Consider the following 22,633-nt stretch of genomic DNA (forward strand, 5'->3'; position numbering starts at 1 on the left):
CTAGCCAAAGAACCAATAACAAACCGCAATCGAGGCCAGCACGCCTGCCAGATCAGCAATCAAGGCGCAGGAAACCGCGTGGCGGGCACGTTGGATGCCGACCGCACCAAAGTAGACCGCCAGCACATAGAAAGTTGTCTCTGTGCTGCCCTGCACGGTCGCACCCAGCAGGGCCGGGAAGCTGTCCACGCCGTGATGCTGCATGGTTTCAATCAACAGGGCACGAGCGGCACCGGCTGAAAAGGGTTTGACCAGGGCCGTAGGCAGAGCATCAATAAAACGCGTATCCAGTCCGGTCAGGTTCACCAGCCAGCGGATCACGTCCAGCACGATATCCAGAGCGCCAGAGCTGCGTAGCACGCCCACAGCGCACAGCATGGCCACCAGATAGGGCAACAGATCCCTGGCGACGCCAAAGCCTTCTTTAGCACCTTCTACAAAGGCCTCATACAGAGGAATCTTGCGTCGCCAGCCCATCAGCAGGAAAAGCCAGATGATGGACAGCAAGGTCAGGTTGCCCATCAGAGAGGACAGCGACTGGATGGCTGCCGCACTGAGTGTTGCCAGCAAGGCCATGAAAGAGCCCAGGATCAGCGCAAAAACGCCGAACCACAGCATCAGAACGGGATCAAATAAACGCAGGCGCTGAACCAGGGCAACGCTGAGCAAGCCCGCCAGGGAAGAGGCGGTGGTGGCCAGCAGAATGGGCAGGAACACCATTGTAGGATCGGGTGCACCTTGTTGAGCCCGGTACATGAAGATGCTGATGGGGATCAGCGTCAGCGACGAGGCATTCAGCACCAGAAACAGGATCTGGGCGTTGGTGGCCGTGTCCGGATGCGGGTTCAGCGTTTGCAGCGATTTCATGGCCCGCAAGCCGATGGGCGTGGCGGCATTGTCCAGACCCAGGCCATTGGCCGCGAAGTTCAGAGTGATCAGCCCCAGAGCGGGGTGACCGGCAGGCACGCCGGGCATCAGGCGGCTGAACAAGGGGCCTAGCCAGCGGGCCAGGGTGTCGATCAGCCCGGCCTTCTCGGCAATCTTCAAGAAACCCAACCACAGGGTGAGCGTGCCAAAAAGCAGCAGCATCAGTTGCACGGACAGGGCGGCCATATCGAACAGGCTGCGCACCATCTGCGCAAAAATTTCGCTATTTCCCCCGACCAGCCACTGGTAAAACCCGCTGACGGCGGCAATCAGGAAGAAAAACAGCCAAAGAGTATTGAGCATAGTGTTGGCAGAAAACAGGGCAGTGAAAAGCCAAGCTAGATTGTCGCAGAATACAGGCGGGTTTTAGCGGCTACGGTATGTAAGGGTAGCGGCACAAATAGTCGCAAAATATGATTCAGGCACCTTTGTGCCAAGTTGAATCATCAGGGGTGCATAAAAAAACCGGCCAGTTAAGGCCGGTTCTGTTTGCTTTAATCCACGCGCCCTTTGGCCTGGATCAGTTCAATCTTGTAGCCGTCCGGGTCTTCCACAAAGGCGATCACAGTGGTGCCGTGCTTCATGGGGCCGGCTTCGCGTACGACTTTGCCGCCACGAGCCTTGATGTCCTCACAGGCTTTGTAGGCATCAGGCACTTCCAGTGCAATGTGGCCATAGCCGTCGCCCAGATCGTAGGAGGGGGTGTCCCAGTTGTGGGTCAGCTCCAATACGGCGGCTTCGGACTCGTCCTGATAGCCAACAAAAGCCAGGGTGAAGCGGCCGTCCGGGTAGTCGGACTGGCGCAGCAATTTCATGCCCAGCACTTCGGTGTAAAAGGCCAGAGAACGGTCCAGATTGCCGACACGCAGCATGGTGTGCAGGATACGCATAAGGTAGAGCTCCTAGAGTTCAACCTGCCTTAAAGCAGGGGCAGGGTGCCTGGATCATATTGTCGTAACTGATTGCGCGCATTGACAAAATCAGGGTAGAGAGTTTCGACCAAGGCCCAGAAACGTGGGCCGTGATTCATCTCTTGCAGATGCGCGACCTCGTGAGCGACGACGTAATCAATGATGGATGGGTGAAAGTGTATCAGGCGCCAGTTCAGCATGATCGTGCCGTCACTGTTGCAGGAGCCCCAGCGTTTGGCGGGGGCCGCCAGTCGCAATTTGCTGGCACTCAAGCCCGACAGGTTCAAATAATGTTGCAGCCGCTGCTCAAACCACTGTTTGGCCTGTTTTTGCAGCCAGGCCTGAGTCAGTTCCTGAACACGTTGTGGTTCGGCATCGACGGGTAGGGGTAGGGACAGGCGTTGACCTCCTTGAACCTGACCGGCTCGTCCGTCGAAATGTACCTGCTGAATCTGCGGGTTCAGGCTAAGGCGGATGGGCTCGCCCATAAAGGGCAGGGTGTCGCCATCGACCCATTGCAGGCTTTGCAAGGCCAGTTGTTCACGACGCTGCTGGTATTCGCGCAGCTTGCGCAGTATCCAGGCGCTTTTGCTGTGCAGCACCTGCTCGGCCTGACTGATCTTGACCCAGGAGGGCAGGGCAACGGTCAGGCCACTGTCGTTAATGGTCAACCCCAGAGTCCGGCGGCGGGAGCGTTTGAGCTGATAGCCAATGGTGTGGCCATCCAGCTCCACCTGCTGCCATTGCACACCTTCCGGCAAGCTTTCGGGCCGGACAGTCAGGGCACTTTTGGGGGGCAGAGCAGAACCGGCGGGCGGCTTTTCTTGCCGCTTCGCCGGGTGGGGAAAGGCTGTGTCAGGAAACAGAGCCAGTTGTGGGGGGACCGTCATAGCGTTCCGGATTCAAGACGCGCATTTCGGTTTCAATCCATGTCTGTACGCGTTGGTTTACTTCTTCAGGGGTCAGCCCGGCAGGATCAATGGGAGGACCAAAGGAGATAGTAACCAAGCCCGGCGTCTTGATAAAGGCATTGCGACGCCAGCATTCGCCCGCATTATGCGCCACGGGAATAATGGGCGTGCCAGTACGGCTGGCCAGCAAGGCGCCACCCATCTTGTAGCGGCCGGTAGAGCCTGGGGCGGTACGGGTGCCTTCGGGAAACAACAAGGGCCAGCGGCCTTCGTCAATGCGCTGCTGCCCGATCTTGATCACCTGTTCAAAGGCATCCCGGCCCTTGGCACGATCAATAGGGATCATGCGCAGCAAGGCCAGCCCCCAGCCAAAGAAGGGGACTTTGTGCAGTTCACGCTTGTACACAAAGCACACCTGACGCGGCATGTAAGAAGGGAAGAACAGCGTTTCCCAGGCCGACTGGTGCTTGGACAGGATGATGGCCTTGCCATCGGGCAGGTTTTCCCAGCCCTTGGTCTGCCAGCGTATGCCCAGGATCGTGCGCGCACCCCAGACAGCCAGACGTGGCCAGCCAGTGGTAAAGCGATAGCGTATATCCAGGGGCAGTGGCGCAATAATCAGGCAGGCAAAGGCGTAGGGGATAACGGTAATCAACAAAAAGAGTTGATAGAGTGAAGCGCGGATAATGCCCATATCAGTTTCCGTGGAGCCATTTGTCGACAACAGCGGCCAGATCGGCCTCGACGCGCGTGCCTTCGGGCAAGCCGCCTTTCTCTAGGGTACGCATGCCTTTGCCGGTCTGGACCAGCCAGGGGGCACAACCGGCTTGGCTGGCCGCTTGCAGATCGCGCAAGGAATCGCCCACCGAGGGTACGGCTTGCAGGTTCACTTCATAGCGATGTGCAATGTCGCGAAACATGCCGGGGGCCGGTTTGCGACAGGTGCAGCCATCATCCGGGCCGTGCGGGCAAATAAAGATGGCGTCGATAAAGCCACCCAGCAAGGCCAGTTCCCGGCGCATCTTGGCATGGATGGCATTGAGCGTGGTCATGGAAAACAAACCACGCGCCAGACCGGACTGGTTGGTGGCAATGACCACCTTCCAGCCGTTTTCGGTCAGGCGAGCCAAGGCCTCCAGACTGCCTGGGATGGCCTCCCACTCTTGTGGGCTTTTGATAAAGGCATCGCTGTCATGGTTGATGACACCGTCCCGATCAATGATGGCAAGTTTCACTAGTTAGCCAGCCTGGAAAGATCCGCAACCTGGTTCATCAGTGCATGCAGCTTGGCCAGCAAGGCCAGGCGATTGGCACGGATGGCAGGGTCTTCGGCCATGACCATGACGTCCTGGAAGAAGTTGTCCACGGCACCACGGGCCTGGGCCAGCGTGGCCAGGGAAGCATCAAATTCACCGGCTTCAAACTGGGCCTGGGCAACGGGCTGCAATTCCTGAATCTTGGTAGCCAGCTCACGCTCGGCGGGCTCGACCAGCAGTTGGTCGTCCAGTGTTGCCAGTTCGCCTTCGGCTTTCTTGAGCAGATTGCTGACGCGCTTGTTGGCGGCAGCCAGGCTCTCGGCTTCAGGGCGTTGGGCAAAAGAGGCGCAAGCCTGAATGCGGGAGTGAACCTGTTCCAGCGGTGGGCGCAGGGCCAGCACGGCATCGACCACGCTGCGCTCGTAATCGTTGCTGAGCTGATTGCGGTAGCGCTCGGAAATGAAGGTCTGAACCGCATCGACCGTGTCATCGGCCAGAACCCCGTCCTTGAAGAAGGAAGCGGTGGTGTTCAGCAGCGTATCCAGATTCAGGCTATTGGCCTTCAATTGGGAACCGGCTTGCAGTTGTTCGTAGGCGCTGATCAGGCCCAGCGCCGCACGGCGCAGGGCGTAGGGGTCGCGTTCGCCAGTTGGAGCCAGACCAATGCCCCAGATACCGACCAGAACTTCGGCACGCTCGGCCAGGAACAGAATGGCTTGGGTCAGGCTGGCTTCTGTGACAGGCTGGTCCAGACGGTGACGGTATTGCTCGCGAATAGCCAGCACGATGTCCTCGGGCTCGCCATCGCCTTGGGCGTAGTAAGCGCCCATCACGCCTTGCAGCTCGGGGAATTCGCCCACCATATTGGAGTTCAAGTCCGCCTTGGCCAGCAAAGCGGCACGACGGGCGTGCTCTTCATTCGCGCCCAGTTGCTTGGCAATGTAGCCAGCCACGGACTGCAGGCGCTCGATGCGGTCCAACTGCGAACCCAGCTTGTTGTGGTACACGCTGCCGGCCAGCGTAGGAACACGCTCGGCCAGAGTTTGCTTGCGATCGGTTTCAAAGAAGAATTGGGCGTCCGCCAGACGGGGGCGCACCACACGCTCGTTACCTTCGATGATGTTGCTGGGATCGTCCACCTTCATATTGCTGACGATCAGGAAGCGATTGGTCAGCTTTTGTGTGGCGGGGTCAAACAGCGGGAAATACTTTTGATTCAGACGCATGGTCAGAATCAGACATTCGGAAGGCACTTGCAGGAATTGCTCGTCGAACTGGCCCACGTACACGGTGGGGTATTCGACCAGAGCGGTGACTTCGTTCAGCAGGGCTTCCACTTCGGGATCGTTGCCCAAGGTGGAGTTCAGGCGTTTGGCTTCAGCTTCCAGGTCGGTGCGAATCTGCTCGCGACGAACTTCGAAGGAAGGAACCACCCAGCCTTGCTCCTGGACTTGTGCGGCCCAGCTGTCGGCATCACGGATGTCGAAGGGGGCATCGCACATGAAGCGGTGACCGTGTGTCTGGCGACCGGCTTGCAGGCCCAGGGCGCTGACGGGAACGATGTCCGACCCCCACAGGGCGACCAGGCCGTGAGCAGGGCGTACAAAGCGCACGCTGCTGACACCATCGGCCAACTGATAGCGCATCACTTTAGGGATGGGCAGGTGGGTAATGGACCATTCCATGGCCTCTTGCAGACCGTCTTTCAGGGCGGCGCCAGTGGCAATGCCGCTGGCGTACAGGTAATCCTGCTTGCCATCGGATTCGCGCAGCAGGTCGCTGGCCTTCAGATGCTCCAGGCCTTTGGCAGCCAGGCGCTTGGCTAGTGCCGGGGCGATCTCACCATTGGCATCCAGGCCAATATGGGCGGGCATCAGCTTTTCGGTATAAGGCTGGTCTTCGGCTTGCTGGTACGCAGCGCTGAACCAGGCCGCCAGACGGCGAGGCGTAGCATAGGCGCGCACTTCACAGTTCGGGGCCAGCAGGGCTTGCTCGCCCAATACTTTTTGCAGACCTTCGCTAAAGGCTTGCCCCAGCTGTTGCAGCGCTTTGGGGGGCAGTTCTTCGGTGAACAGTTCAATCAGCAAAGGCTGTGTCGTGGAGGCATTCATTACTTGGCCTCCGAGGATTTGTTGCTCAGCATGGGGAAACCTAGGCGTTCGCGGGAGTCGTAGTAAGCCTGTGCGACAGCGCGGGACAGATTGCGGATACGGCCAATATAGGCAGCGCGCTCGGTCACACTGATGGCGCCGCGGGCATCCAGCATATTGAAGGTGTGGGCAGCTTTCAGCGTTTGCTCGTAAGCGGGCAGGGCCAGCGGCACGTCAATGATGCGCTTGGCTTCGGCTTCGTAGTCGTTGAAATGCGCAAACAGTACATCGGTGCTGGCGTGCTCGAAGTTGTAGGTGGATTGCTCCACTTCGTTCTGGTGGAACACGTCGCGGTAATAAATACGCTGGCCGTTGTGACCTTCGGTCCAGACCAGATCGTAGACGCTTTCCACACCTTGCAAGTACATGGCCAGACGCTCCAGACCGTAGGTGATCTCGCCCGTGGTTGGCGTGCAGTCCAGACCGCCTACTTGCTGGAAGTAGGTGAACTGGGTGACTTCCATACCATTGAGCCAGACTTCCCAGCCCAGACCCCAGGCGCCCAGTGTCGGGTTTTCCCAGTCGTCTTCAACAAAACGGATGTCGTGCGCTTTGGGGTTGATGCCCAAGGCTTCCAGCGAGCCGATATACAAGTCCAGAATGTTTTCAGGTGCGGGCTTGAGCACGACCTGAAACTGGTAGTAGTGTTGCAGGCGGTTGGGGTTGTCCCCGTAACGCCCGTCTTTGGGGCGGCGCGAAGGCTGCACATAGGCAGCGCGCCACGGTTCAGGGCCGATGGCCCGCAAAAAGGTTGCCGTATGAGAGGTTCCGGCACCGACTTCCATATCGTAGGGCTGAAGCAGAGCGCATCCGTGCTTGTCCCAGTATTGCTGGAGCGTAAGTATGATTTGCTGAAAGGTGAGCATGAGCAATGGCCAGTAAAGCGAGAATCTGCAAAATTTTTCTATTTTAGCGTGAACTGCGCCCTTGCAGCAGAAAAGCGCCCGCAATGGGCTATTTTAGCCGTCCGGGCCATGGGCAAGGCCGCTGTGTACCGGGCGGTCAAGTTGTTTTTAGACGTATCATATGCGTTTGTCCAAATACTGCTTATTTGCTGACCTGATCTTGAAACAGAATCTCGGGCAGCAGTCTAAAGGAGGCTAGGTCCATGAGTGAACTTGTCACGCTTGAACGTATCGGCAAGGTATTGTTGATTACCTTGAACCGTCCCGAGGCACGTAATGCCATCAACCTGGAAACCGCGCAGGCACTGGCCCAGGCCCTGGATGAGTTCGATGCGGATCCCGGCATTGCCGTGGGCGTGCTGACGGGGGCAAACAATACGTTTTGCGCCGGTATGGACTTGAAAGCCTTTGCCAAGACAGGTCAGCGTCCCTATGTGGGCGACCGTGGCTTTGCCGGTATTTGCGAGCGCCCGCCAGCCAAGCCCCTGATCGCTGCTGTAGAAGGCTACTGCCTGGCCGGTGGTTTTGAAATTGCCCTGTCCTGCGACCTGATTGTTGCGGCCGACAGCGCCAACTTTGGCCTGCCTGAAGTGAAACGCGGCATTGTCCCCGGATCGGGCGGCATGGTGCGCTTGCCTAGCCGTATTCCTTACCACATGGCCATGGAAATGGTGCTGACCGGGGGTATGTACCCCGCTGCCCGCATGGCCGAGCTGGGTCTGGTCAGCCGTCTGGCCGAACCCGGAAAAGCCACCGAGCAGGCGCTGGCACTGGCCGAGCAGATCGCCGCCAACGGTCCTTTGGCCGTGCAAACCGCCAAGAGCATTATTTCCCAGTCGCGCGACTGGCGTCAGTCGGATCTGTTCGATCTGCAGCGCCCCCGTATCGCCGGCATTTTTACCTCTGCAGACGCCAAGGAAGGCGCGACGGCTTTTGCCGAGAAGCGCGAGCCTGTCTGGCAGGGCAAATAGTTTCCCCTTGTTCATCCCGTTTTTTATATAGACGCCACCATGACCACGATCAAAGAAGACGATCTGATTCAGTCCATCGCTGATGCGGTGCAGTTCATCAGTTACTACCATCCCACCGACTATCTGGAACATCTGGCCCGCGCTTATGAGCGCGAACAGAACCCGGCGGCCAAAGATGCCATCGCCCAGATCCTGACCAACTCGCGCATGTGTGCCGAGGGCCATCGCCCCATCTGTCAGGACACCGGGGTGGTGAACGTATTCCTGAAAGTGGGCATGGGTGTGCGCTTTGATACCAAGCGTTCCTTGCAGGAGCTCTGTGACGAGGGGGTGCGTCGCGGTTATCTGAATCCGGATAATCCACTGCGTGCCTCCATCCTGAACGACCCCTTGTTCACCCGTAAAAACACGCGCGATAACACACCCTGTATTGTGAATGTGGAACTGGTCGCTGGGGATCAGGTTCACATTCAAGTGGCCGCCAAGGGCGGTGGTTCGGAAAACAAGAGCAAGTTCGTGATGCTCAACCCCAGCGATTCTCTGGTGGACTGGGTGCTCAAGACGGTTCCTACGATGGGCGCTGGCTGGTGTCCTCCGGGCATGCTGGGTATTGGCGTGGGCGGTACGGCTGAAAAAGCCATGCTGATGGCCAAGGAAGCCCTGATGGAAGACATCGATATGTACGAGCTGCTGCAACGCGGCCCGCAAAGCAAGCTGGAAGAGCTGCGTATCGAGCTGTACGAGAAGGTCAATGCTCTGGGTATTGGCGCTCAAGGCCTGGGCGGTTTGACGACTGTGCTGGACGTGAAGATCAACACCTTCCCGACCCACGCGGCGTCCAAGCCTGTGGCCATGATCCCCAACTGTGCGGCAACCCGTCACGTACATTTCTCGCTGGACGGCAATGGCCCCGCCGAGCTGGCACCTCCACCACTGTCGGCCTGGCCTGACATTCACTGGGCGCCGGACTACAACAAGTCCCGCCAGGTGAACCTGGATGAGCTGACCCCTGAAGAAGTGGCTTCCTGGACGCCAGGTCAGACCTTGCTGCTGTCGGGCAAGATGTTGACTGGCCGTGACGCCGCTCACAAGCGTATTCAGGACATGCTGGAAAAGGGCGAGTCCCTGCCTGTGGACTTCACCAACCGCGTGATTTACTACGTAGGCCCGGTTGATCCTGTGCGTGACGAGGCTGTTGGTCCAGCAGGCCCAACCACCGCCACTCGCATGGACAAGTTCACCGAGATGATGCTGGCTAAAACCGGTTTGATCTCCATGATCGGCAAGGCCGAGCGTGGCCCAACCGCGATTGAAGCGATTCGTGCTCACAAATCGGCTTACCTGATGGCCGTGGGTGGTTCCGCGTACCTGGTTTCCAAGGCTATTCGCAATGCGAAAGTGGTGGCTTTCGAGGACCTGGGTATGGAAGCCATTTACGAGTTCGAAGTTCAGGACATGCCCGTGACCGTGGCTGTGGACTCGCAAGGCGTATCCGTGCATAACACCGGTCCTGCCGAGTGGCGCAAGCGTATCGCAGAGATCTCTTTGGTCGCTGTGTAAGACGTGAAATGGGAGGCTTGGGCTTCCCGGCGCTATCGATACAAAACCCGCCTGAGTGTTTTTGGCCTGTTTGTAAAAGCAGTGTCAGCACAACATTCAATGCGGGTTTTTTTATGTCTGTCGTTTGTATGAGCTTTGCTTGGCTGCCTGAATGTTCTGGTTTTAGGAGAGGTTCATTACCGCTATAGATGCCAGGGCCGTATATTTCTGGCGGCTCAGGAGGTCGCGTAAAAAAGAATTCGATCTGTTGATCTGCCTGCCGTTAGAAGCAGATGATCCCAGACCCGCCCTTTGCCTGGGTACTGGCTTTTTCAGCATCGCCCGTTCAGGACTTGATCAGCAAGCCGCGCAGTAATAAATCCAGTGCAGCCAGCCCTTTTACCAAGCGGGCATCCCCATCCTCTCCCTGCGCAATCCAGAAGGCGGCTTCGGCCAGACTGCCGTAAATCAGGGAAGCCAGGGCGTGGGGATCTGCCTGTTCAATCCGACCTTGATCCATCAGTGCCTGAATCAAGCCTTCCATGGAACCCACGCAGTACTGATGCGATTCGGGTGATGCGCCCCCCAGTACGGCCTTGGCATCACACAAGACAATGCGCTGCATTTCCGGTTCCAGCGCCATTTCCAGATAGGCATGGCAGCGGCGTACAAACCCGTCCCAGGCGTCCTCGGCATTGTTTGAAATAGCCTGCAGGCGCTCGTCCATTTCCGCATCGATCTGGTCGACCACCGCCGCCAGCAAACCCCTTTTGTCACCGAAATGATGGTAGAGCGCACCACGTGTCAGGCCCGCTTGCGCCGTCAACTCGTCCATGGATGTGTCGGCATAGCCACGTTCCGTAAAGAACGTGCGAGCGGTGGCGAGCAGGGTGGCGCGGGTTTCTTCCATCTCGGCGCGGGTACGGCGTGCCATAGTTTCTCCTTACATACGAGCTGAATGTATATTTACATGCGTGGCGTATGTATATATCATTTTAAACATACGCCTTGTATGTATTGTCGACGCATCACCGTGTCGTGGCAAGCGGGCGCTCACGGAGAATGTAATGGCTCAGCCTTATCGAGAACTTTTTGCTGCGTCTGGCACCCGGGGATTCGCCCTGGCCGGGCTGCTGGCCCGGATTCCACTGCCCATGATAGGGATAGGAATCATCACCATGCTGTCGCAACTGCGGGGCAGCTATGCCTTGGCGGGGGCGGTTTCCGCCTCCTTTGTATTGAGCTATGCGCTGCTATCGCCACAAGTGTCCCGTTGGGTGGACCGGCGTGGGCAAAGCCGTGTTCTGCCGCTAGCAACAGCCATTAGTGTTCTGGGCTTATTGCTCTTGTTGGGGGCGACATGGTGGCAAGCGCCTGACTGGACCTTGTTTGCAGGCGCGGTGCTGGCCGGTTTCATACCTAGCATGTCGGCCATGGTGCGTGCTCGCTGGACGGCAATTTATCGTGGGCAGGATCGCTTGCAAACAGCGTATTCGCTGGAAACCGTGCTGGATGAAGTCACCTTTATTGCCGGGCCGCCTTTGTCGGTGGGTTTGGCGGTCCTGGTGTTTCCACAAGCCGGTGTGCTGGCTGCCGCGCTACTGCTGATTGCCGGTGTATCGGCTCTGTTGTTGCAAAGGGGGACTGAGCCGCCGATCCAAGCGCAGGAGCAGGGCAGCCGCCCTTCGGTCCTGCGTCTGAATAGTGTGCGTTTGCTGGCATTGCTGATGGTCGCCATGGGCGTGATTGTGGGCACCGTGGATATTGTCAGCGTGGCCTTTGCCCAGCAGATGAGGCAGCCGGGGGCGGCCAGCCTGGTGCTGTCGGCTTACGCCCTGGGTTCTTGCGCAGCAGGTCTGGTGTTTGGTGGTTTGAAGCTGAACATCCCTTTGCATCGCCTGCTGCTGTTGGGCGGTTTGGCTACCGCCGCTACGACCTTGCCTTTATTGCTGGTGGCCAGCGTGGTACAGCTGGCAGGGGCGGTTTTGCTGGCTGGTCTGTTTTTCGCCCCCACCATGATTGTGGCCATGTCGCTGGTCGAGCGTGTGGTGCCGGAGCAGCAATTAACCGAGGGCATGACCTGGCTGCTGGCTGGTCTGAATATTGGTGTGGCTATGGGGGCTGCCGCTTCGGGGCGGATGGTGGATCAGGGCGGAGCCAGTTCCGGCTTTATGGTTGCGCTCTATGCCGCTGCCCTGATCGTCTTGCTTGCCTTGTGCAGCTATCAAAGTTTGCGCGCACCCGTAGTAGCCCGCTCCTGCGCTGTCTAGACTTCTTTCTTTGAGCATGTAGCGATGAATACCTCTTCTCTATCCATGACCGGGCAGCCCAGCAAGCGGCAGTCCTGGCTGGCCGTTATCGCCGTTGGCCTAGCCACTTTTTCTGTGGTCACGACGGAAATGCTGCCCGTAGGTTTACTGACTCCTATTGCAGACAGTTTGCAGACTTCCACGGGGACGGCTGCTTTGCTGATTTCCTTGCCTGCCTTGTTGGCAGCCCTGTTTGCGCCTCTGGTGGTGCTGGCCTCTGGTGGCGTGGACAGACGCCGCATTCTGTGCGGTTTGCTGGCCTTGCTGGTGATGGCCAATATAGCCTCCGCCCTGGCTCCCAGCATCGCCTGGATGCTGGCCGCCCGTGTTCTGGTTGGTTTTTGTATGGGAGGCATCTGGGCCATTGCAGGTGGCTTGGCATCCCGTCTGGTTCCGGCTCAGTCTGTAGGTTTGGCAACCTCGATCATCTTCGGTGGGGTTGCCGCCGCTTCTGTGTTGGGCGTGCCACTGGGCGCCTTGATGGGCGAGCTGGCTGGATGGCGCTGGGCGTTTGGCGGCATGGCGCTGCTGAGCGCTTTGGTGTTGATCTTCCATCTGGCCGTGATTCCGCCCCTGTCCGTGTCGCGCTCGACCACATGGCGTCAGTTCGCCGAGCAGTTTGGCAATCGGCAGTTATGGTTTGGTTTGCTCTTGACCCTGATTCTGGTCGCGGGGCATTTCAGCGCATTTACCTTTGTACGTCCTCTTTTGCTGTCTGTTTCCGGCATAGGTGCTCAATGGATAGGAGCCTTGTTGTTTGCTTATGGAGTGGCCGGGATTGTGGGCAATTTCCTGATCGGGATGTCGGCGGCCAAACGCACTGAAGCCAGCTTGATGGCGATAGCGTTGGGTCTAAGCATCACTGCTTTGCTTTTCTTGACAGTGGGTAGGTCACCGCTGAGTGGAGGTGCGATTTTGCTGCTTTGGGGCCTGGCGTATGGCGGGGTGTCGGTAGGGCTGATGAGCTGGATGATGAAGGCCGCTGCCAATGCTGTTGAGGTGGCTACGTCGTTGTACGTGGCTGTGTTCAATATCGGCATAGCGCTTGGCTCCTGGCTGGGCGGGCAGACTGTGGATGCCTACGGTTTAAGCGCGAATCTGGGGTTGGCTGGAGCCGGATCGTTTGTTGTGTTTTTGCTGCTTTTCGGAACAATTTTGCATCAAAAAAAATGAGCAGAAAAAACGGGCCCGGACTGATTTTTCCGGGTTTGCCAGGGCGCAAGCGCGGGTTATTGCTTATTGGAGTCTTGGAGGAGCGCTGCGACGATGTCTGTCAGAACTCCTTGAAATATTCTGTACATCGTTATGTTGTACGGTATAGGGATGCTTTCTGGCTGACCTCCCTTATGGGCACACAACGTCGGTATGGGTGGTCTTAATTAAGGGCCTTGTATGACGCAACTTCAGCGCTCCATCACTATTCCGCAGCTCAACCCCACAATCTGGAACACTCTTGAGCTCGTGCGCTTACGCCAAACCCCCTGGCACAAGAAACAAGCAGTTTTTGAACAATTACAGTCGCTGGGATTAGTCCAAGCCATCCCGCAAACGACGCAGACTCCTTCCCCTTTCCCCGCTCCCCTGATAGCCATGTTGACCGAAGAAGGGCGGCAATTGCTGGAAGCTCGATCCAATCATCAAGAGGCCTTGATCAAGCTTTTGGACGCGTGATCCTTTAGCTTGAGCTGGTTTGCCTGGCTTGTCCTTTGCCGGACAGGCCAGGCCGCTTGGCCTCTTTGAGCATTTTTTTGATAAGTGACGCCTTGACCGAAAACTGTATAATGCTGTTTTTATATACAGTATTTCGATCATGGAGCTATCGCGCAAACTCGAGATTCTGGCCGACGCGGCAAAGTACGATGCCTCTTGCGCCAGCAGTGCCGCGCCCAAACGGGATTCCCGTGGGCGTACGGGTCTTGGGGCCAGTACGGGGGCCGGCATCTGTCATAGCTTCACGCCTGACGGGCGCTGCGTTTCGCTGCTCAAAATACTGCTGACCAATTTTTGTCAGTATGACTGCCTGTATTGCGTGAACCGGCGCTCCAGCAACGTGCCACGCGCGCGTTTTCGGCCTGCTGAAGTGGTTGATCTGACGCTGGATTTTTATCGGCGTAATTATATAGATGGTCTGTTTCTGAGCTCGGGCATCATACGAAGTTCGGACTACACCATGGAGAGTCTGGTCGAGGTGGCGCGCTCCTTGCGCGAAGATCACCATTTTCGCGGCTATATCCACCTTAAAACCATTCCGGATGCTGATCCCCAACTGATTACGTTGGCTGGTCTTTATGCAGACCGCCTCAGCGTCAACATCGAGCTTCCCACAGACGCTGGCCTGAGCCGTCTTGCGCCCGAGAAAAGTGGGCATACGATCAAGCGCGCCATGGGCGTCATTCGTCTGTCCCAGGAACAGGCTCAGGAGGAGAAGCGGCCTAAAGTGCCTGCCGGGCAAAGTACACAAATGATTGTCGGTGCGGATGCAGCGGATGACCGCAATATCTTGAAAACGGCGCAGACCTTGTACGGGGCCTACAAGCTCAAGCGGGTGTATTACTCGGCATTCAGCCCCATCCCGGACAGTTCGTCGGCGCTGCCAGCCCAGCCGCCGCCGCTCTTGCGGGAGCATCGTCTTTATCAGGCCGATTTCCTGCTGCGTAGCTACGGTTTCCGGGCCGAGGAGCTGTTTCAGGATAAGGGCGATTTACCCTTGGATATTGATCCCAAGCTGTCTTGGGCCTTGTCCAATCGAGCGGTTTTTCCGGTAGATCTGAATCGGGCGCCCGAGCGTCTGATTGCGCGTGTTCCGGGTATAGGCATACGCAATGCCAAGCGCTTGGTCGAGCTTCGTCAGATGCGGGCGATCCGATATCAGGACTTGATTCGCTTGCGGTGTTCCATCAAGACATTGCAGCCGTTTGTAGTGGTCCAGGATTACCGTCCTGGCCTTGCTGAGGCTGCGTCAGACAAGCTGCGACGCATGCTCTCGAGCAATCCGCAGCAACTGAGCTTGCTATGAATCCTCCTTGTGTGACGACCTTGCTTCTTTCTGGCAGCAGGAGCCAACAGTCATGATGACTCTGATGGTGAACGGCGGTTATCTGGCCTGGCGTGAGCAGGCATTACGCGCGTTGGCCGAGGGCTGGTCGCCGGAGGAGCTTTGTTGGGCAGAAGCAAGCCCGGATTCGGGGCGGCAAGGGCAGCAAATCGGGCTGGAGTATGAAGCAATCCATACGCCGCTTTCCCCGCCTGTTTCCTTGCAAGAGCCCCAGGCGCAGCAGCCCGTTTCCAGTGTGTCTGTGCGTATTTCCAAAGGGCTGGCAGCCTTGCTGCAGGATGCGGCCCTGTGTCGTGCGCCAGCGCGTTGGGCTTTACTTTACCGTGTCCTGTGGCGCTGGCATCAGGGTGATCGCAGTGTGGAGTCGGTAGCAGACGAAGATGGTGCCCGTTTGTACGAGATGGCTAAAGCGGTACGTAAGGAAAAACACGACATGATGGCTTATGTACGGTTCCGCCATTGTGGCAAGGGCATGCAGCCCGAGTACTGGGCCTGGTTTGAACCCGAGCATGATGTGCTGGAGTGGATTGCGGACTATTTCTCCAAACGCATGGGGGGCACGTCGTGGTGTATCGCGACGCCGCAAGGGCTTGCATTGTGGGATGGTCAGAATCTGCAGCTGCAGGATGCCCCCGACAATATAGAGGCGTTACGGGCGGGCCCGGCCGATGATCAGGTGGAGGCCTTGTGGTTGCGCTATTACCAAAGCATTTTCAATCCGGCTCGGCTGAATGAAACCGCTCTGCAGCAGAGCATGCCAGTGCGATTCTGGAAAGGCCTGCCCGAAGCCAGCTTGATTCCCGCCATGATTAGCGAGGCACGTAATGGCGCCCGGCGAGTGGGGCAGTTTAGTGCGGTAGCCCGGATGCCGGGCAAGTCAGTCGCCGTGGAGGCCCACAGCGCACAGCCTTACCGCAGTGAACCGTCTGTACTGGAAGCCTGTCGTCGCTGCGGCCTATGGGAGCACGCTACGCAAGCCGTGCCGGGAGAAGGCCCGACAACAGCGCGTATGATGTTGCTGGGCGAGCAACCCGGTGATTACGAGGATTTGGCAGGGCGTGTCTTTGTCGGTCCTGCAGGGCAGGTTCTGGATCAGGCTTTGCAGCGTGCCGGTATTGAACGCAATGCGTTGTATCTGAGCAATGCCGTCAAGCATTTCAAATGGAAAGGGCGAGGCAAGCAGCGTTTGCATGTCAGCCCCTCTCAAGCCGAAGTGCAGGCATGTGGGCACTGGTTGCAGGAAGAACTGGCGCGCCTTGAACCTGCTGTCATCGTCACTTTGGGGGCGACGGCCTTGACTGCTTTGCTGGGAACCCAAGTGCCGCTTGCTCAGTATTTGGCCAAGCCGTTTCTTTTAGGGCAGACGTGGGTAATTGCAGCTTGGCATCCTTCGTATGCGCTGCGTGTGGACTCTGCGGCCCGCCGCGAGGAAATTGTCAGCAGTATTACCCAGGTCTTGCAAATGGGCTGGCGGCTGGCGACAGGCTCCGCTACGGACGCAGGCCTGGCCGCAGGTATCAACTCATCCGCTTGATTTCCTGGTCTTGCACGTTGATCAGTAACTCCCTGATGTGGCCTTGAGCCAGTTCAAGTTCAGGAGCCAGATCAGCCAGCGGTACCAGCACAAAAGCACGTTCATGCATGCGGGGGTGGGGTACGATCAGCCGCTCTGTGTTGATCTGCTCTTGCCCGTAAAGCAGCAAGTCCAGATCCAGGGTACGGGGGGCATTACGGTACAGGCGCGTGCGGCCGTGCTCTTGCTCGATGTGTTGCAGACGGTCCAGCAAGGTCTCGGGAGCCAGGGTGCAGGTGAAGCGAACGACTGTATTGACGTAATCCGGGCCACTGGAATCGACGGGAGCCGTGCCGTAGAAATGGGCCAGCGTCAGATCCTGGATGCCAGCAGTAGCGGCCAGTTCAGCCGCTGCTGTTTCCAGAGTTTGTCGTGCTTCGCCCAGATTCGCGCCCATGGCGACGAAAACGGTGGTGCTGCCTGGAATCACGATTCGCTTCCACCCGTTGCGTTGCTGCGCTTGGCGTTGGAGCGACGGCGGCGGGTACGGCGCTGGCCGCTGCGCGAGCCGGTAGCGGCGGTGCCAGCGGGTTTACGTACGGCAATCATATTGCTGCGTTCTTCGTCACCAGCATCGGCCAGATCCATCCACCACTGCGCCTGCACGCTATCCACCTCTTTGGCTTCGGCGCGTAGTTGTAAAAAATCCACAGCGGCACGGAAACGAGGTTGTTCCGTCATGCGCCAGATAGCGCGATTGGCGATGCGCTCAAAACGGGGCTGCATGAACCAGATTTCGCGCATATCCGACTGGAAGCGCTTTTGAATCGGCATGATGCGGCTTTGTTTTTCCAGGATCAGGTCGGCGGCTTCCAGCAAGGCCTGCTGGGGATGCATGTCCTGGGCACTGCGTCGTTCCCACTCTTGCTTGACCAGCTTCCAGAGCAGGCAGGCATAGATAAAGCTGGGGCTGACCGATTTGCCAGCACGAACGCGGGTGTCGGTGCGGGCCAGGGCCATATCCAGGAATTCAGAGCCAGCGGGCAGGCGTTGAACCGGCTCGACCATAGGCAAGAGCTTGCTGTGCAGACCCAGCGCCTGCAGGCGCTGGATGCAGTCCATGGCGTGGCCGCAGTTCAGCAGCTTGAGTGTTTCGTCAGCCAGACGGGACTCGGGTACGTTCTCGATCAGACGCGACAAGGAACGAATGGGCGCATCCGTTGCCGGTTCAATGGTGGCATCCAGCTTGGAGGCAAAGCGCACGGCACGCAGCATGCGCACCGGGTCTTCGCGATAGCGGGTTTCCGCATCACCAATAATGCGTACCTGACGCTCTTTCAGATCGGCTACCCCGTTGTGGTAGTCGATGACGGTTTCAGTCAGGGGATCGTAGTACAGCGCGTTCAGTGTGAAATCGCGGCGTGCGGCATCGTCTTCGATGGTGCCGTACTCGTTATCGCGCAGGATGCGGCCATGTTCGTCCGTTTGCTTGCCGCTATCGTCGGCCCGGAAGGTCGAGGTTTCGATGATTTCCTGGCCAAACACCACGTGTACCAGGCGGAAGCGGCGGCCAATGATGCGGGCACGACGGAACAGGGGGCGGATTTGCTCGGGCGTGGCGTTGGTCGCCACGTCAAAGTCCTTGGGCTCCAGGCCCACCAGCAAATCGCGCACTGCGCCGCCCACGACATAGGCTTGATAGCCTTCGTGGTTCAGGACCTCGCACACTTTGATGGCATGACGCGAGACCAGACGCCGGTCTATGCCATGTTCTTCTCGTGTGTAGCGGCGCGGCCCTTTGGGACGCGCGCTTTTGGCTGGTTTGAGCAGCCGGTCGACAAATGTTTTTATTGTTCGCTTGAGCATGCGTCTGATTTTACGATTTGCTGTCCATCATGTCAGCGAACAAATCGATGACGACCCAATTGCGTTCGGTGGCCACGGCACGCAGCTTGTCGCTGGGGTTGGTTGCCACGGGGTCGGTCACCACTTCCATCAGGGGCAGATCGTTGGGCGAATCGCTGTAAAACCAGCTGCGCTCGAAGTCGGCCAAAGTTTTGCCCATGGTTTGCAGCCACTGCTCCACACGGGTGATCTTGCCAGCCTGAAAGCTGGGCACGCCGCTGATCTTGCCGGTGTAGCGGCCGTCTTTCATTTCGGGGGTGGTGGCGATCAGGTGGTCTACGCCCAATGCCGCAGCAATGGGGCGTGTCACAAATTCGTTGGTAGCGGTCACGATTGCCACCAGATGGCCCTGGTCCTGATGTTGGGCCAACAGTTCGCGTGCAGCGGGGCTGATCGAGGGCAGGATCACGGCCTGCATGAATTCGTCCTGCCAGGCCAGCAACTCTTCCTGGCTGGCATTGGTGAGCAGGCCCAACATGAATTCGGCCGATTCCTCGGCCGTCAGCAATCCCTGGTTATAGCGTTCCATCAGGTCTTCATTCAGACGAATGGCTTCAGCGGGGTCACCGACGCGGCCGGTACGGGCCAGGAAGTCAGCCCACTGGTAATCGCTATCTAAAGGAAGCAGAGTGTGGTCCAGATCAAACAGGGCAATAAAAGAAGAAGCAGTCATGACTCAACTAGAAGATTGGGTCTGGCTGTTGGCCAGAAGTTCTTTGAGCAGGGGTAAAGTGATGGGGCGTTTCTTTACCAGTGAATAATTGTCCAGCGCATCGATCAGTGCGCTCAAGCGGTTCATATCGCGATCGTAGTGAGTCAGTATCCAGCTGAGCACTTCCGCTTGCAGCTGCAGACCGCGGGCAGCGGCTCGCTGTTGCATGGCTTCGGCCCGATGGGCGTCCGACAGGTATTCCAGCCTGAATACCAGGTCCCAGCCCAGGCGTGTGCGCAAGTCCTCGCGCACGGACATGGTTTTGGGAGCCCGGTCGCCGGAGACCAGCAGCGTGAAGGCGTCTGGCCGGGTGGCCGACTCGCGCCAGCGATTGTACAGTGCAAATACGGCAGCCTGTCCGTGCTCGTCAAAACGTTCGATATCGTCGATGGCCAAGAGGCTGGGAGGGGCTTTGTCATCGGTAGCGATGTCAAAGATGGGCTGGGAGGGTGTATCTGAACTAAAATAGCGGCTGTCGTCTTGACTGGCCATCGCCCGCAGCAGATGTGTTCGACCTGCGCCGGGCGGTCCCCACAGGTAAACCGCGCGTCCTGGACTGCATTGACGCAGAGCCTGCAACGCAGCCTGATTCGCTCCGGCAACAAAGTTGTCCAAAGAGGCAGGCGGTGCTGGAGATATATCCAGAATCAGTTGCTCGGTCATGTGTCGTACAATTTCGTCCAACTCGCAATTTTCACATATCCCACGGCTTTTCCCATGAAAAACACTACTTCTGTTTCCTTGACCTACCGCGATGCAGGCGTGGATATCGACGCGGGCGATGCCCTGGTCGATCGTATTAAACCACTGGCTGCCAAAACCATGCGTGCAGGCGTCATGGCTGGAATCGGAGGCTTTGGCGCTTTGTTTGAAGTGCCTACCCACCTTAAAGAGCCCGTTCTGGTGTCCGGCACCGACGGTGTTGGTACCAAACTACGCCTGGCATTTGACTGGCAGCGCCACGACACTGTGGGTATAGACCTGGTGGCCATGAGTGTCAACGACATTCTAGTCCAGGGCGCAGAACCCTTGTACTTTCTGGATTACTTTGCCTGCGGCAAGCTGTCGGTCGACACGGCAGCTCAAGTAGTTGGCGGCATTGCCAAGGGTTGTGAACTGTCCGCTTGTGCCCTGATCGGTGGTGAAACGGCAGAGATGCCCGGCATGTACCCCGAAGGCGAGTACGACCTGGCCGGTTTTGCAGTGGGAGCGGTAGAAAAATCGCGCATTATCGATGGCAAGTCCATTGTTCCTGGTGACGTGGTTCTGGGTCTGGCTTCCAGCGGTGCCCACTCCAACGGTTACTCCCTGATTCGCAAGATTCTCAAGCACGCCAACGCCAAGCCTACCGACGAGCTTGATGGCCGTCCTTTGGCTGACGTGGTCATGGAACCCACCCGCATCTACGTGAAATCCGTGCTGGCTGCCTTGGCTGCCCACGGTGCGGACATCAAGGGCCTGGCTCACATCACGGGTGGCGGCTTGCTGGAAAACGTGCCACGCATTCTGCAAAAGCACCTGACTGCCCGTCTGAAGCGCGATTCCTGGACCATGCCTGCCTTGTTCCAGTGGTTGCAAAGCAACGGTAACGTGGCCGACGAAGAAATGTACCGTGTGTTCAACTGCGGTATCGGTATGATCATCATTGTTCCTGCTGACAAGGCAGACGCCATCAGCGCCACTTTGTCCGAGCAAGGCGAAACCGTCTACCAATTGGGCGAAATCCTGGAGCGTCAGGAAGGTCAGGCACAGACCGAAGTGGTCTAAAAACCTCTGATCTTTCCGTCAGTAAAAAAGCCAGCTCATCAAGCTGGCTTTTTTTATTCCTGCATCCTGCTTTGAATTGCCCTGTATTACCGCATCGAATCTGATGTATTTGTTTTTCAAATAAATATTATATGGATTTGATTATGTCGTTTTTCGAGCTAATCCGAATTTAGGTATTACTCGTACATTCCATAATGTTCCCCGAACAGCAAGGCTCCTACAGTAACGGCAAGCACATAGAAATTTCAGCTGAAATGTTAGAAGCAATTTCTTAGGGGGAAGAAAATGGAGCACAGCGATTTATCTTTGAAAGACCCGCATCCTGCTTTGCACAACGAAGACTTGGCGCCTTTGCCACGACAAAAACGCTTGTGGGGCTGGTTCGAGATTTTCAACGTCTGGTCTAACGATATTCAAAGTCTGTTTGGCTACACCTTGGCCGCCACCTTGTTTATTTCTTATGGTCTGAATGGTTGGGCCGTATTTGCTGGCATCTTGCTGGCCGGTTTTATTGTGATGGGGCTGGTGAATCTGAGCGGTAAACCCAGCGTGCTGTATGGCGTTCCCTATCCTGTGATTGCCCGTATCAGCATGGGGGTGAAGGGCGCCAAGTTTCCTGCTCTGGTGCGCGGGATTGTGGCCATTTTCTGGTATGGCGTGCAGACCTACTTTGCCTCCACGGCCTTGGCGCTGTTGTTCAATGCCTTGCTGGATCATCCCGGCGGAGCCTTGTTCCTGGGGCTGGATTGGGTGGGGTGGGCGTCTTACGTGGTGGTTTGCATCCTGCAGCTGGGTATTTTCCTGATGGGCATGAAGTGGATTACGCGCTTCCTGAACTGGGCGGGCCCGTTGGTGTATCTGGTGATGTTCGCCTTGCTGGCCGTGATCTGGTACAAGGCTGGCGGTGGTTTGCTCGATAAAGTGGGTGAGATCTTTGCCGGTAAAGGCTCTTACGAAGGCGGACCCTTGATGGCCTTTGGTGCGGTGGTGGGCACTATGGTGGCGTACTTTGCTGCCGTTGTGATCAACTACGGCGACTTCTCGCGCTTTGTGAAAGACGAGCGCAGCATGCGTATCGGTAACTTCATGGGCTTGCCTGTCAGCCTGGCCGTATTCTCCTTCCTGGCCTTGTTCATTACCGCCGGTACAGCTGTGTTGTTTGGCGAAACCTTGACCAACCCTACCGATATTGTGGATCGCGTCGATAGTTTGGCTTTAACGGTGATCGCGGCTTTGACCTTCTTTGCCGCAACCGTGGGTATCAACCTGGTGGCGAACTTTATTCCACCGGCCTTTGATTTGGCCAACCTCAAGCCCGAGCTGATCTCTGCCAAGATGGGCGGCATTCTGACAGCCGTAATTGCTTTCTTTATCGGTGCCTTGTGGCTGCCCTTGATCAGCGCTATCGGCATTACGGGTTTTGTGGACACCTTGGGCGCCTTGCTGGCTCCCTTGTACGGCATCATGATTGTGGACTTCTACTTGATCCGCAAACAGCGTGTCGTGGTGTCGGATCTGTTCAGCCTGGCAGAAAGCGGTACCTACTACTTCCAGAACGGCTGGAACAAGCGTGCAATGGCCGCTTTCTTCCTGGCGGCCGTGTTCTCGGTAGCGACCGTGTGGGTGCCTGCGCTGGCGAATATGGCGGGTTACGGCTGGCTGATCGGCGCTTTGTTGGGGGGGGCGTTCCAATACGTGGCCATGCGTACCAAAGTCTTGCCCAAGCTGAGCAGCGCTTCGGTGTAAGAGTCGTTTCGGGTAAAAAAACGGTCTCTTTGAACGGCCCCTTGGCAGTCGGATAC

The 22,633-nt window shown here is 57.5% G+C and carries 22 protein-coding genes; 10 read left to right on the forward strand and 12 right to left on the reverse strand.

The genetic code is table 11. The features are described 5' to 3' along the window. The 7 genes from ACU6HM_RS09820 to glyQ all read right to left on the reverse strand — a co-directional run bounded on the left by ACU6HM_RS09820 (window position 1) and on the right by glyQ (window position 7,021). A complete protein-coding gene (locus ACU6HM_RS09820; RefSeq protein WP_250756772.1) occupies window positions 1–1,230 on the reverse strand; it encodes a nucleoside recognition domain-containing protein in 1,230 nt (409 codons plus the stop codon). A 191-nt stretch (window positions 1,231–1,421) separates the two neighbouring features. Continuing rightward, window positions 1,422–1,817 carry a lactoylglutathione lyase gene (gloA, locus tag ACU6HM_RS09825; protein WP_035271035.1) on the reverse strand — a complete coding sequence of 132 codons (396 nt, stop codon included), beginning with the start codon at window positions 1,815–1,817 and terminating at the stop codon, window positions 1,422–1,424. 29 nt (window positions 1,818–1,846) lie between these two features. Beyond that, complete coding sequence (locus tag ACU6HM_RS09830; protein ID WP_446763727.1) at window positions 1,847–2,728, reverse strand: M48 family metallopeptidase; 882 nt, start codon at window positions 2,726–2,728, stop codon at window positions 1,847–1,849. Beyond that, complete coding sequence (locus ACU6HM_RS09835; protein ID WP_009454973.1) at window positions 2,694–3,443, reverse strand: lysophospholipid acyltransferase family protein; 750 nt, start codon at window positions 3,441–3,443, stop codon at window positions 2,694–2,696. The genes ACU6HM_RS09830 and ACU6HM_RS09835 overlap by 35 nt, the downstream gene beginning before the upstream one ends. A gap of 1 nt (window position 3,444) precedes the next feature. Beyond that, window positions 3,445–3,984, reverse strand: coding sequence for a D-glycero-beta-D-manno-heptose 1,7-bisphosphate 7-phosphatase (gene gmhB / locus ACU6HM_RS09840; RefSeq protein WP_026485199.1), 540 nt, complete (start codon window positions 3,982–3,984; stop codon window positions 3,445–3,447). Next, entirely contained in the window at window positions 3,984–6,116 is a 2,133-nt protein-coding gene (gene glyS, locus ACU6HM_RS09845; RefSeq protein ID WP_446763728.1) for a glycine--tRNA ligase subunit beta, read from the reverse strand. The genes gmhB and glyS overlap by 1 nt, the downstream gene beginning before the upstream one ends. Next, window positions 6,116–7,021 carry a glycine--tRNA ligase subunit alpha gene (gene glyQ / locus ACU6HM_RS09850; protein WP_026485201.1) on the reverse strand — a complete coding sequence of 302 codons (906 nt, stop codon included), beginning with the start codon at window positions 7,019–7,021 and terminating at the stop codon, window positions 6,116–6,118. Before glyQ ends, glyS begins: the two co-directional genes overlap by 1 nt. On the opposite strand from glyQ, the gene ACU6HM_RS09855 reads away from it, so the two are divergent. Genes ACU6HM_RS09855 through ACU6HM_RS09865 form a run of 3 tightly spaced genes read left to right on the forward strand, consistent with a single transcriptional unit; the run spans window position 6,968 to window position 9,591 of the window. After that, the gene (locus ACU6HM_RS09855) at window positions 6,968–7,213 is read left to right on the forward strand and encodes a hypothetical protein (protein WP_162473396.1); all 246 of its coding nucleotides are present in this window, start codon (window positions 6,968–6,970) and stop codon (window positions 7,211–7,213) included. The two genes, glyQ and ACU6HM_RS09855, sit on opposite strands and share 54 nt — an antisense overlap. A 50-nt stretch (window positions 7,214–7,263) precedes the next feature. After that, a complete protein-coding gene (locus tag ACU6HM_RS09860) occupies window positions 7,264–8,031 on the forward strand; it encodes a crotonase/enoyl-CoA hydratase family protein (protein ID WP_254002740.1) in 768 nt (255 codons plus the stop codon). A gap of 39 nt (window positions 8,032–8,070) precedes the next feature. Further along, on the forward strand, window positions 8,071–9,591 hold the full coding sequence (locus tag ACU6HM_RS09865) for a fumarate hydratase (protein WP_022983469.1): 1,521 nt from the start codon (window positions 8,071–8,073) through the stop codon (window positions 9,589–9,591). A 325-nt stretch (window positions 9,592–9,916) separates the two neighbouring features. Here ACU6HM_RS09865 and ACU6HM_RS09870 read toward each other — a convergent pair whose 3' ends face one another. Beyond that, window positions 9,917–10,504 (reverse strand): TetR/AcrR family transcriptional regulator, encoded by a 588-nt coding sequence (locus tag ACU6HM_RS09870; RefSeq protein ID WP_336972699.1) that lies wholly within the window; start codon window positions 10,502–10,504, stop codon window positions 9,917–9,919. 133 nt (window positions 10,505–10,637) lie between these two features. On the opposite strand from ACU6HM_RS09870, the gene ACU6HM_RS09875 reads away from it, so the two are divergent. From ACU6HM_RS09875 to ACU6HM_RS09895, 5 genes are all read left to right on the forward strand, one after another. Next, window positions 10,638–11,840 (forward strand): MFS transporter, encoded by a 1,203-nt coding sequence (locus tag ACU6HM_RS09875; protein ID WP_446763729.1) that lies wholly within the window; start codon window positions 10,638–10,640, stop codon window positions 11,838–11,840. Window positions 11,841–11,864: 24 nt separating this feature from the next. Continuing rightward, window positions 11,865–13,052: an MFS transporter gene (locus tag ACU6HM_RS09880; RefSeq protein ID WP_254499687.1), complete on the forward strand. Its 1,188-nt coding sequence runs from the start codon at window positions 11,865–11,867 to the stop codon at window positions 13,050–13,052. A gap of 219 nt (window positions 13,053–13,271) precedes the next feature. Further along, entirely contained in the window at window positions 13,272–13,550 is a 279-nt protein-coding gene (locus tag ACU6HM_RS09885; RefSeq protein WP_022983473.1) for a hypothetical protein, read from the forward strand. A 139-nt stretch (window positions 13,551–13,689) separates the two neighbouring features. Beyond that, a complete protein-coding gene (locus tag ACU6HM_RS09890) occupies window positions 13,690–14,895 on the forward strand; it encodes a putative DNA modification/repair radical SAM protein (RefSeq protein WP_353639843.1) in 1,206 nt (401 codons plus the stop codon). Window positions 14,896–14,947: 52 nt separating this feature from the next. Beyond that, entirely contained in the window at window positions 14,948–16,468 is a 1,521-nt protein-coding gene (locus ACU6HM_RS09895; protein ID WP_446763730.1) for a UdgX family uracil-DNA binding protein, read from the forward strand. Here ACU6HM_RS09895 and folK read toward each other — a convergent pair. From folK to hda, 4 genes are read right to left on the reverse strand one after another with little or no spacing between them, the layout of a single operon-like run. Beyond that, a complete protein-coding gene (folK, locus tag ACU6HM_RS09900; protein ID WP_446763836.1) occupies window positions 16,452–16,904 on the reverse strand; it encodes a 2-amino-4-hydroxy-6-hydroxymethyldihydropteridine diphosphokinase in 453 nt (150 codons plus the stop codon). The two genes, ACU6HM_RS09895 and folK, sit on opposite strands and share 17 nt — an antisense overlap. 29 nt (window positions 16,905–16,933) lie before the next feature. Then, a complete protein-coding gene (gene pcnB / locus ACU6HM_RS09905; protein ID WP_446763731.1) occupies window positions 16,934–18,313 on the reverse strand; it encodes a polynucleotide adenylyltransferase PcnB in 1,380 nt (459 codons plus the stop codon). Window positions 18,314–18,323: 10 nt separating this feature from the next. Next, window positions 18,324–19,025 carry an HAD family hydrolase gene (locus tag ACU6HM_RS09910; protein ID WP_009461280.1) on the reverse strand — a complete coding sequence of 234 codons (702 nt, stop codon included), beginning with the start codon at window positions 19,023–19,025 and terminating at the stop codon, window positions 18,324–18,326. 3 nt (window positions 19,026–19,028) lie between these two features. Further along, a complete protein-coding gene (hda, locus tag ACU6HM_RS09915; protein WP_022983475.1) occupies window positions 19,029–19,727 on the reverse strand; it encodes a DnaA regulatory inactivator Hda in 699 nt (232 codons plus the stop codon). Window positions 19,728–19,781: 54 nt separating this feature from the next. Here hda and purM point away from each other — a divergent pair, with 54 nt between their 5' ends. Then, on the forward strand, window positions 19,782–20,831 hold the full coding sequence (purM, locus tag ACU6HM_RS09920; protein WP_022983476.1) for a phosphoribosylformylglycinamidine cyclo-ligase: 1,050 nt from the start codon (window positions 19,782–19,784) through the stop codon (window positions 20,829–20,831). Window positions 20,832–21,116: 285 nt separating this feature from the next. Continuing rightward, on the forward strand, window positions 21,117–22,577 hold the full coding sequence (locus tag ACU6HM_RS09925; protein WP_446763732.1) for an NCS1 family nucleobase:cation symporter-1: 1,461 nt from the start codon (window positions 21,117–21,119) through the stop codon (window positions 22,575–22,577). The last annotated feature ends 56 nt before the right edge of the window (window positions 22,578–22,633 follow it).

Source organism: Alcaligenes sp. RM2 (genome assembly GCF_052931795.1).

Bases quoted from the DNA above. Each gene is read 5' to 3' on its own strand.
- ACU6HM_RS09890 (WP_353639843.1), top strand. From the start codon at position 13,690: ATGGAGCTATCGCGCAAACTCGAGATTCTGGCCGACGCGGCAAAGTAC.
- ACU6HM_RS09880 (WP_254499687.1), top strand. From the start codon at position 11,865: ATGAATACCTCTTCTCTATCCATGACCGGGCAGCCCAGCAAGCGGCAG.
- pcnB (WP_446763731.1), bottom strand. From the start codon at position 18,313: ATGCTCAAGCGAACAATAAAAACATTTGTCGACCGGCTGCTCAAACCA.
- ACU6HM_RS09865 (WP_022983469.1), top strand. From the start codon at position 8,071: ATGACCACGATCAAAGAAGACGATCTGATTCAGTCCATCGCTGATGCG.
- ACU6HM_RS09875 (WP_446763729.1), top strand. From the start codon at position 10,638: ATGGCTCAGCCTTATCGAGAACTTTTTGCTGCGTCTGGCACCCGGGGA.
- glyQ (WP_026485201.1), bottom strand. From the start codon at position 7,021: ATGCTCACCTTTCAGCAAATCATACTTACGCTCCAGCAATACTGGGAC.
- gloA (WP_035271035.1), bottom strand. From the start codon at position 1,817: ATGCGTATCCTGCACACCATGCTGCGTGTCGGCAATCTGGACCGTTCT.
- folK (WP_446763836.1), bottom strand. From the start codon at position 16,904: ATGGGCGCGAATCTGGGCGAAGCACGACAAACTCTGGAAACAGCAGCG.
- ACU6HM_RS09835 (WP_009454973.1), bottom strand. From the start codon at position 3,443: ATGGGCATTATCCGCGCTTCACTCTATCAACTCTTTTTGTTGATTACC.
- ACU6HM_RS09910 (WP_009461280.1), bottom strand. From the start codon at position 19,025: ATGACTGCTTCTTCTTTTATTGCCCTGTTTGATCTGGACCACACTCTG.
- ACU6HM_RS09870 (WP_336972699.1), bottom strand. From the start codon at position 10,504: ATGGCACGCCGTACCCGCGCCGAGATGGAAGAAACCCGCGCCACCCTG.
- ACU6HM_RS09820 (WP_250756772.1), bottom strand. From the start codon at position 1,230: ATGCTCAATACTCTTTGGCTGTTTTTCTTCCTGATTGCCGCCGTCAGC.
- ACU6HM_RS09885 (WP_022983473.1), top strand. From the start codon at position 13,272: ATGACGCAACTTCAGCGCTCCATCACTATTCCGCAGCTCAACCCCACA.
- glyS (WP_446763728.1), bottom strand. From the start codon at position 6,116: ATGAATGCCTCCACGACACAGCCTTTGCTGATTGAACTGTTCACCGAA.
- ACU6HM_RS09925 (WP_446763732.1), top strand. From the start codon at position 21,117: ATGGAGCACAGCGATTTATCTTTGAAAGACCCGCATCCTGCTTTGCAC.
- ACU6HM_RS09860 (WP_254002740.1), top strand. From the start codon at position 7,264: ATGAGTGAACTTGTCACGCTTGAACGTATCGGCAAGGTATTGTTGATT.
- ACU6HM_RS09830 (WP_446763727.1), bottom strand. From the start codon at position 2,728: ATGACGGTCCCCCCACAACTGGCTCTGTTTCCTGACACAGCCTTTCCC.
- ACU6HM_RS09895 (WP_446763730.1), top strand. From the start codon at position 14,948: ATGATGACTCTGATGGTGAACGGCGGTTATCTGGCCTGGCGTGAGCAG.
- hda (WP_022983475.1), bottom strand. From the start codon at position 19,727: ATGACCGAGCAACTGATTCTGGATATATCTCCAGCACCGCCTGCCTCT.
- purM (WP_022983476.1), top strand. From the start codon at position 19,782: ATGAAAAACACTACTTCTGTTTCCTTGACCTACCGCGATGCAGGCGTG.